Raw genomic sequence first — 11,159 nt, 5'->3', positions numbered from 1 at the left:
ACCGCGTGCATCAGAAAGCTGTTAACGATATTAAACGCGATGCTGCGAGATAATAGGCAATGGGTGACAAATTAATCATCACCCATTGACTTTAAACACAGCTGCTCTCCCACAGGGAGAGGGGCGATGCCTTGAGCCATTGATGCATTATTATGCTGCTTTGCGCTTTACTGACAAGCATTACACATTCAGGAGAAGCCATGTCTGGCTGCGCCGCATCACGTCACGGCCAGCAAAAAGGAAATACGCATTGAACGTACCGATACGTGATTAAATTAATACAGTGCTGATGGGAATGATATTGCCTGCGCGGGGCAACGGCCTGCTATTGCCCCGCGTCCCTTAACGGAGTTATTTAAAACGAGGTTTCATGATGAACTCATCCTCCACCACGTTATTTTCCACACTGGAAGAAAAAATAAATAACGCTTTAGTCATAGATAAAGAGAAAGGTATTTATCGGTGCAATCGCGCCATATTTACCGATGAGTCTTTATTCGAACTGGAAATGAAAGCCATCTTTGAAGGTAATTGGATTTATTTGGCCCATGAAAGCCAGATTGCCGAACCGGGCGACTATTACACGCTAACCATGGGCCGCCAACCCATCATTATCACCCGCGATCACAACGGGCAATTACACGGGATGATCAATAGCTGCTCGCATCGCGGAGCCATGCTGGCCAGCCGCAAATCCGGCAATAAAACCTCGTTCACCTGCCCATTCCATGGTTGGACCTTCAACAACGCCGGTAATTTGCTGAAAGCCAAAGATGAAAAGAGCGGCGCTTATCCGCCCTGTTTTAAACAGGCGGGTTCACACGATCTCAAACATTTGCCCCATTTTGCCTCTTACCGTGGCTTCCTGTTTGGCAGCCTGAACGCCGACGTGCTGCCGTTGGAGGAATATCTGGGTGACACCCGGCAGGTGATCGATCTGATCGTCGATCAAGCCCCCGATGGGCTGGAGGTGCTGAAAGGCGCTTCCAGCTATACCTACGACGGCAACTGGAAGCTGCAAATGGAAAACGGTGCCGATGGCTATCACGTCAGCGTGGTGCATTGGAACTACGCCTCCACTATGTCACGCCGCAACTATGAGGCCAACGGCACCCCAACCGTAGACGCCAACGGTTGGTCGAAAAGCACCGGTGGCGTCTATGGTTTCAAGCACGGCCATATGCTGCTGTGGACCCGGGCGCTGAATCCGGCCGTTCGCCCAGTGTTCAAGCACTTTGAGCGACTCAGTGGGTTGTTTGGCACCACTCGCGCTGATTTGATGGTTAACGAAACGCGCAACCTGTGCCTGTACCCCAACGTTTATCTGATGGATCAGTTTTCGACCCAGATCCGCGTCGTTCGCCCGCTGGCCGTCGATAAAACCGAAGTCACTATCTTCTGCTTCGCCCCTAAAGGGGAAGCTGCCGAGGATCGCGCGCTGCGCATCCGCCAATATGAGGATTTCTTCAACGTCAGCGGCATGGGGACGCCGGACGATCTGGAAGAGTTCCGCGCCTGTCAGCAAGCCTATAACGCCAGTAACCTGTCCTGGAGCGATATGAGCCGCGGCGCGACCCGCTGGCTGGAAGGTGCCGATGAGAATGCGCAGGCGATGGCTATCACCCCGCTGCTGAGCGCACCACGTTCCGAAGATGAAGCCTTGTACATCAGCCACCACCATCACTGGCAACAAACCCTGCTGCGCAGCCTGAATAAACGTGAGGTGACACAATGAGCAACCGACAGTCCGATATTGAACAATTCCTCTACCGTGAAGCGCGCCTGCTGGACGAACGTAACTGGGATGAGTGGCTGGCCTGCTACAGCCCAACGGTGGAGTACTGGATGCCCGCCTGGGGCGATGACGATCGCTTAACCCGCGATCCGCAGCGGGAGATTTCGCTGATCTACTACCCGAACCGTGAAGGGCTGGAAGATCGCATCTATCGCATTAAAACCGAGCGCTCTGCGGCCAGCACGCCGGAACCCCGCACCAGCCATCAGATCAGCAACGTTGAACTGCTGGAAGACAGCGCCCTGCACGTTGAGGTGCGTTACAACTGGGTGACGTTCAGCCATCGCTATCAAAAGACCGATCTGTTCTTTGGCAATACCCGCTGCCGTATTGCGCTCAACGAGGGACGACCGCTGATCGAACGCAAAACGGTTCAGCTCAGCAACGACTACATCAGTCAGGTCATAGATATTTATCATATTTAATGCGGGGTACTTATGGCCTTTACCATTGCTCTTAATTTTGAAGATGGCGTCAGCCGCTTTATTCAGTGCAATCCCAACGAGAAAGTGCTGGATGCCGCTTACCGGCAAAAGATCAATCTACCGATGGATTGCTCCGACGGCGTCTGTGGCACCTGCAAATGCCACTGTGAGCAGGGCGAGTACAGCCTGGGTGACGACTATCTGGCAGAGGCACTGTCAGAACAGGAAGCGCGGCGGCGATTCGTGCTGACCTGCCAGATGGTGCCACAGTCAGACTGTGTGATCGACGTACCTATGGCCTCCACCCGCTGTAAAACCGGCAGCGAAGAGTTTTCAGCCAGCCTGGTGGCGGCAACGCCGCTTTCCGACAGCGCCATCGAATTCAGCCTGCAGCTTGACGATGCTGATGGTATTGCCTTCCTACCCGGCCAATACGTCAATATCGAGGTGCCTGGCAGCGGTGCCAGCCGGGCCTATTCGTTCAGCTCTCTGCCGGGTAAACAACGGGTTTCTTTCCTGCTACGCAATGTTCCCGGCGGGCTGATGAGCAGCTACCTGACCAGCAAAGCACAGCCGGGGGATAAAATACGCCTGCGCGGGCCGCAGGGCAGTTTCTATCTACGCACCGTCGCGCGGCCACTCCTGTTTCTGGCGGGGGGAACCGGCCTAGCCCCTTTCCTTTCCATGCTGGAGCAGTTGGCGCAAAACGGCAGCTCGCAGCCGGTGCATCTGGTGTACGGCGTCACTCACGACCACGATCTGGTGAAACTGGAACAGCTGGAGCAATACCGCACACGCTTGCCCAACTTCAGCTATCTCACCTGCGTCGCCAGTGAAGCCTCACCATCACCACACAAAGGCTATGTCACACAGCATCTTGATGTCAGCGTCTTGAACGAGGGCGATCTGGACGTGTACCTGTGCGGCCCGCCGCCGATGGTGGAGGCGGTCCTGAACGATTTCCAACGCCGAGCTTTTACCCCGGCCAGCTTCCATTATGAAAAATTCGCCGCCAGCCAAACGGTATAAGGAATAGCCATGCAGATAATGCGGTTTGAAAACAAGGTGATGGTGATCACCGGGGCAGCGCAGGGCATCGGTAAAGCGGTTGCAGAACAGGCCGCGCGTGAAGGGGCCAAGCTGGCGCTGATCGACCGGGCCCCTTACCTGAGCGAACTGGCCGCCACCTTGAGCGCACAGGGCAATCAGGTACTGGCGATCGGTGCCGATCTGGAGCGCTGGGAAGAGACCGAGAGCGCAATGCGACAGGCTCAGCGGCACTTTGGTCGGCTGGATATTCTGGTCAATAATGTGGGGGGCACCATCTGGGCACGCCCGTTTGCCGACTATTCCCCAGAACAGATTTCCGCCGAGATCCAACGTTCGCTGTTCCCCACGCTGTGGGGCTGCCGCGCCGTGTTGCCGCATATGTTGCAACAGCGGAGCGGAGTGATTGTCAACGTGTCGTCCGTCGCCACCCGCGGGGTCAACCGCGTGCCTTATTCCGCGGCCAAAGGCGGGGTTAACGCCCTCACCCAGTCGCTGGCTTTTGAATATGCCCAGGCCGGTATTCGCATCAACGCCACCGCACCTGGGGGCACAGAAGCCCCGCCGCGCCTGACGCCGCGTAACCGGGAAATCCCCACGGCGCAGGAGGAAAGCTGGTATCAGCAGGTGATCGATCAAACCCTCAGCTCCAGTTTGATGCACCGATATGGCAGCGTTAACGAGCAGGCTAATGCGATTTTGTTCCTTGCCAGCGATGAGGCCAGTTACATCAATGGCACCATCCTGCCGGTGGCGGGGGGCGATCTGGGTTGATCGCTAGGCTCACCTCAGCCCGCCATCATGATCTGTTTAAAAGCAATGGGTGATGCAAAACCATCACCCATTCTCATGCGCATTGCTGCACGCCAACGGCGCACTCGATAACCCTTCACTTTGTATACCTACCATCACTGAATCGTTACCTCTATCACGCAAAAATGTTTTTGTTTGGTTAACTCTTGGCTTGTTTGTTGGTTTTTGATTACAATCATGAGCGAAAACGAACATTAAAGAGCTATTGCGAACATCTGGAGGAAGTTAACGTGGAAACCAAAGACTTGATCGTGATCGGTGGCGGCATCAACGGAGCCGGCATCGCAGCAGATGCGGCCGGGCGCGGGCTGTCCGTTCTGCTACTGGAAGCGCAAGACTTGGCCTGCGCTACGTCTTCCGCCAGTTCAAAACTGATCCACGGTGGCCTGCGCTACCTGGAACATTACGAATTCCGCCTGGTGAGCGAAGCGCTGGCCGAGCGTGAAGTGCTGCTCAAGCTGGCACCGCATATCGCTTTCCCGATGCGCTTCCGCCTGCCGCACCAGCCGCATCTGCGCCCAGCCTGGATGATCCGCACCGGCCTGTTCCTGTACGATCATCTGGGGAAACGCACCAGCCTGCCGGGCAGTAAGGGGTTGCGCTTTGGAGCAGAGTCGGTACTGAAGCCGGAGTTAACGCGCGGTTTCGAATATTCTGACTGCTGGGTAGACGATGCGCGCCTGGTGGTATTGAACGCGCAGGAAGTGGTTGAGCGTGGCGGTGAAGTGCGCACCCGCACTAAGGTCACCCGTGCGCGGCGTGAAAACGGCCTGTGGGTGGTAGAAGCCACCGACATCGACAGTGGCAAAACCTTCACCTGGCGTGCCAAAGGGTTGGTCAATGCCACCGGCCCGTGGGTGAAACATTTCTTCGACGATGGCCTGCAGCTCAAATCGCCTTACGGTATCCGCCTGATCAAAGGCAGCCACATTGTGGTACCGAAGGCGCATAACCAGCCACAGTCGTACATTCTGCAAAACGAAGATCATCGTATCGTCTTCGTTATTCCGTGGCTGGATGAATTCTCTATCATTGGCACCACCGACGTGGAATACCACGGCGATCCGAAAGACGTGAAGATCGACGACAACGAAATCGACTACCTGCTGAAGGTGTATAACGATCACTTCAAGAAACAGCTTGGCCGCGACGACATCGTCTGGACCTACTCCGGCGTGCGCCCACTGTGTGATGACGAATCGGACTCACCGCAGGCGGTCACCCGTGACTACACGCTGGATGTCCACGACGAGCAAGGCAAAGCCCCGCTGCTTTCCGTATTCGGTGGCAAACTCACCACCTACCGTAAGCTGGCCGAGCACGCAATGGAAAAACTGGCTCACTACTACCCAGGGGCTGGCCCAGCCTGGACCAAAAACGGCGCGCTGCCCGGTGGTGACATCGGTGGCGATCGTGACAGCTACGCCGCCAAACTGCGCCGCCAATATGCTTGGCTGCCGGAATCGCTGGCCCGCCGCTATGCGCGCACCTACGGTAGCCACAGCGAACTGATCCTGGCCAATGCAGGCAGCCTGAGCGAGTTGGGTGAAGACTTTGGGCACGGCCTGTACGAGGCGGAGCTGAACTACCTGGTGGAAAAAGAGTGGGTGGTGGAGCTGGATGATGCCATCTGGCGCCGCACCAAGCTGGGCATGTGGCTCGACGCAGCACAGCAGGCAAGGGTGCAAGCCTGGCTGGCGGAACACGCCAAACCGAAGGCGCTGTCGCTGGCGTCTTAATCTCAAGGCAAAAAAAGAGGCCCAGCACGCTGAGCCTCCGAACATCTTTCACTCAAGGGCCGTTATTCGGCCCTTTTCTATTACAATTTTATCGGCTTGATGTTCCAGATCTCGTCTGCGTATTCCTGAATGGTACGGTCGGAAGAGAAATAGCCCATATTGGCGATATTCAAGATCGCACGCCGCGTCCAGTCATCCTGATTGAGATACACCTCATCCACTTTGTCCTGGGTATCCACATAGCTGCGGTAATCCGCCAGCAGCTGGTAGTGATCGCCCAGATTCACCAGTGAATCAAACAGGTTGCTGTAGCGCTGCGGCTCTTCCGGGCTGAACGCACCGGTGGCAATCTGCGTCAGTGCCTGATGCAACTCGGCATCCTGCTCAAAATACTGCCGCGGGTTATAGCCAGTACGGCGCAACTCTTCCACCTGCTCGGCGGTGTTGCCGAAAATGAAGATATTCTCTTCGCCGACATGCTCCAGCATTTCGACGTTGGCACCGTCCAGCGTGCCGATAGTCAGCGCACCGTTCAGGGCAAACTTCATGTTACTGGTGCCCGATGCTTCAGTACCCGCCAGCGAGATCTGCTCAGAGAGATCCGCCGCGGGAATGATCATCTGCGCCAGGCTCACGCCATAGTTAGGAATGAACACCACTTTCAGATCGTTGTGCACCCGTGGATCGTTGTTGATCACCTTCGCCACGTCGTTGATCAGCCGGATGATCTGCTTGGCCGCGTAATACGCCGACGCCGCTTTACCGGCAAAAATCACCACGCGCGGCACGCTCTTGGTTTCTGGATCCTGCAACAAGCGGTTATAGCGGGTGATCACATGCAGCACGTTAAGCAACTGGCGCTTATATTCGTGGATACGTTTGATCTGCACGTCAAACAACGCATCCGGGTTCACCACTACGTTGAGTTTTTTGGCAATGTAACTCGCCAAACGTTCTTTGTTCTGACGCTTGGCCGACTGTACCGCCTGCAGGAAGCTCGGGTAGTCCACATTCGGTTTGATTTCACCGAGTTGGCTGAGATCGGTGCGCCAGTGCTGGCCAATGCTGTCATCCAGCACTTTCGACAGCGGCCGGTTAGCCAGCCCCAGCCAGCGACGCGGCGTTACCCCGTTGGTTTTATTGCAGAAGCGCTCCGGGAAGATGCGGGCGAAATCGGCAAACAGAGACTGCACCATCAGCTCAGAGTGCAATGCAGAAACGCCGTTCACTTTATGGCTGGCAACGACCGCCAGCCACGCCATGCGTACCCGCCGACCATTGGTTTCATCAATAATGGAAACACGCGACAGCAGCTCATTGTCGTCTGGGATCGCTTCCTGCACCTGCTTGAGGAAATGATCGTTGATTTCGAAAATAAGCTGCAGGTGGCGCGGCAGGATCTTGCCCAGCATATCGACCGGCCAGGTTTCCAGCGCTTCGCTCATCAGCGTGTGGTTGGTATAAGAGAACACCTTCTCCACCACCGCCCAGGCATCCAGCCAACTGAATTTGTGCTCATCAATCAGCAAGTGCATCAGTTCAGGAATCGACAATACCGGATGGGTATCATTGAGGTGGATCGCAATCTTGTCGGCCAGGTTGTCGAAGGTTTTGTGCATCGTCCAGTGGCGGCTGAGGATATCCTGCACCGTTGCCGACACCAGGAAATATTCCTGCCGCAGGCGCAATTCGCGCCCGGAATAGGTGGAGTCATCCGGATAGAGCACGCGCGACACGTTCTCGGAGTGGTTTTTATCTTCCACAGCGGCGAAATAGTCGCCCTGGTTAAACTTACCCAGATTGATTTCGTTACTGGCCTGGGCACTCCACAGGCGCAGCGTGTTGGTGGCATCGGTATCAAACCCCGGGATCACCTGATCGTAAGCAATCGCCACGATCTCTTCGGTCTCCAGCCAGCGGGCTTTCGCCCCTTCCTGCTGGATGCGCCCGCCAAAGCGGACTTTATAACGGGTATTGTGGCGCGGGAACTCCCACGGGTTACCGTATTCCAGCCAGTAATCCGGTGATTCCATCTGCTGGCCATTAACGATGTTCTGTTTGAACATGCCGTATTCATAACGGATACCATAGCCCCGCCCCGGCAGCGCCAGCGTGGCGAGCGAATCCAGGAAGCAGGCCGCCAAGCGCCCTAAACCACCGTTACCCAGGCCAGGATCGTTCTCTTCTTCGAGCAGTTCGCTCAGGCTCAGGCCCATTTCGTCCAGCGCATCTTCGATATCCCGGTAAATCCCCATGGATAACAGCGAGTTTGATAACGTCCGGCCGAGCAGGAACTCCATCGACAGGTAATAAACCTGCCGCACGTCCTGCGAAAGCTGGGCGCGGTTAGAGCGCAGCCAGCGTTCCACCATCCGGTCGCGCACCGCAAACAGTACGGCGTTCAGCCAGTCGTGCTGGGTGGCGATAGCCGGATCTTTACCGACAATAAACATCAGTTTATAGGCGATAGAATGTTTCAGCGCTTCCACACTGACCGTGGGTGAGGTGTAACTAAACGGTGAAGTCATAACAGTTCAATCCCAAGTGCGTGATTACAACAAGCGTTGATAAAGCGACAAATAATCCTTGGCAGCAACTTGCCAGCCAAAATCCAGGCCCATGGCATGGCGTTGCACGTGGCGCCAGTGTTTCGGCCTGCTCCACAGCACTAAAGCGCGCCGGATCGCGTTGCCCAGGGCAACGGCGTCACAATCATCAAACACAAATCCACTGGCAGTGCCGTCGGCCAGATTTTCCAGCGCGCAGTCCACTACCGTATCCGCAAGCCCACCGGTGCGGCGCACCAGTGGCAACGTTCCATATTTCAAACCGTAAAGCTGAGTCAGGCCGCAAGGCTCAAAACGGCTCGGCACCAGGATCACATCCGCCCCGCCGATAATCCGGTGAGAGAACGCCTCATGGTAGCCAATCTGCACCCCGACCTGCTCCGGGTAATCGGCCGCCGCCGCCAGAAATGCCTGCTGCAAGACCGCGTCTCCGGCTCCCAGCAGCGCCAGTTGCCCGCCCTGATCCAACAGCGCAGGTAAGGCATCCAGCACCAGATCCAGCCCCTTTTGGCTGGTCAGACGGCTGACCACCGCAAACAACGGCAATGAAGGATCCACCTGTAACCCCATGGCTTTTTGCAGGTGGACCTTGTTTTTCACTTTGTCTTTCAGACGATCGGCGTCATAACGGGCGGTCAGGCGTGCATCATGGGACGGATCCCAGATCTTGTCGTCCACACCGTTAAGAATGCCGCTCAACCTGCCTTGCCGCTGGCGATCCTGTAGCAACCCTTCCATACCATAACCAAATTCCGCCCGGGTGATTTCACGCGCGTAAGTGGGGCTGACGGTAGTGACATGATCGGCATAAAACAGCCCAGCTTTAAGGAATGAGATCTGCCCGTAGAATTCCAGGCCATAAATATTGAGGAACGATGGTGGCAACCACAGTTCCTGCATATGATGGGCGTAGAACAGGCCCTGATAAGCCAGGTTGTGCACGGTGAAGATCGAACGCGCCGGATAACCGTTGGCAGCCAGATAAGCACAGGCCAGCCCGGCATGCCAGTCATGCGCATGCACCACCTTGGGCCGCCAATAGCGATCCAGCCCTTTCGCCAGCTCACAGGCCATCCACCCCAGCAGGGCAAAGCGACGGTGGTTGTCCGGGTAAGCGTTCATTGACTGATCGTGATACGGGCTACCCGGCCGGTCATACAGCCAAGGCGCATCAATCAGGTAAACCCCAACGCCATGATAAGTGCCGTACCGCAGCCCCACCCGCCCGACGAAAGAGTCGATCTCCGCCACCAGTACGGTGTCCGGTATACCGTTGCGGATATCAGGAAAAGCCGGTAACAACACCCGAACGTCCGCACCCGCGGCAATTTGTGCCGCCGGTAATGCACCAACTACGTCTGCAAGACCACCTGTTTTAAGCAGAGGGAACATTTCAGAACATACGTGTAAAACCTGCATTATCACTCCTGAAAATCGGCAAAAACTTCTTTGCGAAGAGAGGGCGCCAGCAGCGCCCACGGGGTCAGCCAATACCTACAGCTTTGCCAGCATTTCGCGCGTGACCAGCACGATGCCTTCTTCTGAACGATAAAAACGTCTGCTGTCATCGTCGGCATTTTCGCCAATCACCATCCCTTCCGGGATCTGGCAGGCGCGATCGATGATGCAGCGACGCAGGCGGCAAGAGCGGCCAACGTTCACGTCAGGCAGTAAGACCGAAGAGTCTATCGTACAGAAAGAGTTCACCCGCGCACGCGAAAACAGCACCGAATGCACAACTACCGAACCGGAAACAATACAGCCACCGGCCACCAGCGAGTTCATGGTCATGCCGTGGCTACCGGAGCGATCCTGCACAAATTTGGCCGTCGGCAGCGGCTCCATATAGGTGCGAATCGGCCAGCCGCGATCGTACATATCCAGCTCCGGCGTTACCGATGCCAGATCAAGATTAGCACGCCAATAGGCATCCAGCGTGCCGACATCGCGCCAATACGGCGGTGAGTCGGGGTTGGAAGTGACGCAGGACATGGTAAACGGATGCGCCCAGGCCTCCCCTTGTGCGGTGATTTTCGGGATCAGATCTTTGCCGAAATCGTTAGTGGAACCCGGCGTCGCCACATCCTCTTCCAGTAAGCGGAACAGGTATTGTGCGTTGAAAACGTAAATCCCCATGCTGGCCAACGACATTTCCGGGTTACCCGGCATGGCGGGCGGATGCTCCGGCTTTTCGAGAAACTCCAGAATCTGGTCGTTATCGGCCACTTTCATCACGCCAAACTCGCTGGCCTGGCCAATCGGCACCGGAATACAGGCCACCGTACACTGCGCGCCCTTCTCCACGTGGTCGATCAGCATGCGCGAGTAATCCATTTTATAAATATGGTCACCGGCCAGAATCACGATGTATTCCGCATCGTAGCGGCGGATGATATCCAGGTTCTGGTACACCGCATCGGCGGTGCCTTTGTACCAGTGATCGGAACTCTGGCGCTGCTGGGCTGGCAGCAGATCGACAAACTCATTCATCTCTTCATTGAGGAACGACCAGCCACGCTGAATATGCTGCACCAAGGTGTGCGAATGATATTGGGTGATCACGCCCATCCGGCGGATCCCCGAATTCAGGCAATTCGACATCGCAAAATCGATGATGCGAAACTTGCCGCCAAAATGCACGGCCGGTTTGGCACGGGTAGAGGTCAAATCTTTCAAACGCGAGCCACGGCCGCCAGCCAATATCAGGGCAACGGTTTTATTCGGCAGTTGGCGCGCCAACATCAGGGGGTCTTTACTCTCAAACCTAACCATA

General features: G+C 56.1%; 8 protein-coding genes. 5 read left to right on the top strand and 3 right to left on the bottom strand.

Annotated elements, in window-relative coordinates:
* The first annotated feature begins 373 nt into the window (after positions 1-373).
* From WG891_RS15620 to glpD, 5 genes are all read left to right on the top strand, one after another.
* The gene (locus WG891_RS15620) at positions 374-1,735 is read left to right on the top strand and encodes a Rieske 2Fe-2S domain-containing protein (protein ID WP_337263608.1); all 1,362 of its coding nucleotides are present in this window, start codon (positions 374-376) and stop codon (positions 1,733-1,735) included.
* Positions 1,732-2,220 (top strand): benzoate 1,2-dioxygenase small subunit, encoded by a 489-nt coding sequence (gene benB, locus WG891_RS15615; protein ID WP_337263515.1) that lies wholly within the window; start codon positions 1,732-1,734, stop codon positions 2,218-2,220. Before WG891_RS15620 ends, benB begins: the two co-directional genes overlap by 4 nt.
* A 12-nt stretch (positions 2,221-2,232) precedes the next feature.
* Positions 2,233-3,249: a benzoate 1,2-dioxygenase electron transfer component BenC gene (gene benC, locus WG891_RS15610; RefSeq protein ID WP_337263516.1), complete on the top strand. Its 1,017-nt coding sequence runs from the start codon at positions 2,233-2,235 to the stop codon at positions 3,247-3,249.
* A gap of 18 nt (positions 3,250-3,267) precedes the next feature.
* Positions 3,268-4,041 carry a benzoate diol dehydrogenase BenD gene (gene benD / locus WG891_RS15605; RefSeq protein ID WP_337263609.1) on the top strand — a complete coding sequence of 258 codons (774 nt, stop codon included), beginning with the start codon at positions 3,268-3,270 and terminating at the stop codon, positions 4,039-4,041.
* 269 nt (positions 4,042-4,310) lie between these two features.
* Positions 4,311-5,819: a glycerol-3-phosphate dehydrogenase gene (glpD, locus tag WG891_RS15600; RefSeq protein ID WP_337263517.1), complete on the top strand. Its 1,509-nt coding sequence runs from the start codon at positions 4,311-4,313 to the stop codon at positions 5,817-5,819.
* An 80-nt stretch (positions 5,820-5,899) separates the two neighbouring features.
* Here glpD and glgP read toward each other — a convergent pair whose 3' ends face one another.
* The 3 genes from glgP to glgC all read right to left on the bottom strand — a co-directional run bounded on the left by glgP (position 5,900) and on the right by glgC (position 11,158).
* The gene (gene glgP / locus WG891_RS15595) at positions 5,900-8,347 is read right to left on the bottom strand and encodes a glycogen phosphorylase (protein ID WP_337263518.1); all 2,448 of its coding nucleotides are present in this window, start codon (positions 8,345-8,347) and stop codon (positions 5,900-5,902) included.
* A 24-nt stretch (positions 8,348-8,371) separates the two neighbouring features.
* Positions 8,372-9,805 (bottom strand): glycogen synthase GlgA, encoded by a 1,434-nt coding sequence (glgA, locus tag WG891_RS15590; protein WP_337263519.1) that lies wholly within the window; start codon positions 9,803-9,805, stop codon positions 8,372-8,374.
* A gap of 75 nt (positions 9,806-9,880) precedes the next feature.
* A complete protein-coding gene (gene glgC, locus WG891_RS15585) occupies positions 9,881-11,158 on the bottom strand; it encodes a glucose-1-phosphate adenylyltransferase (RefSeq protein WP_337263520.1) in 1,278 nt (425 codons plus the stop codon).
* Position 11,159 lies beyond the last annotated feature (1 nt).

The sequence above is a fragment of the Serratia sp. MMO-28 genome (genome assembly GCF_037199905.1).
In the GTDB taxonomy this organism is placed as follows: Bacteria; Pseudomonadota; Gammaproteobacteria; order Enterobacterales; family Enterobacteriaceae; genus Chania; species Chania oryzae.
This window is presented reverse-complemented; position numbering and strand designations above follow the sequence as displayed.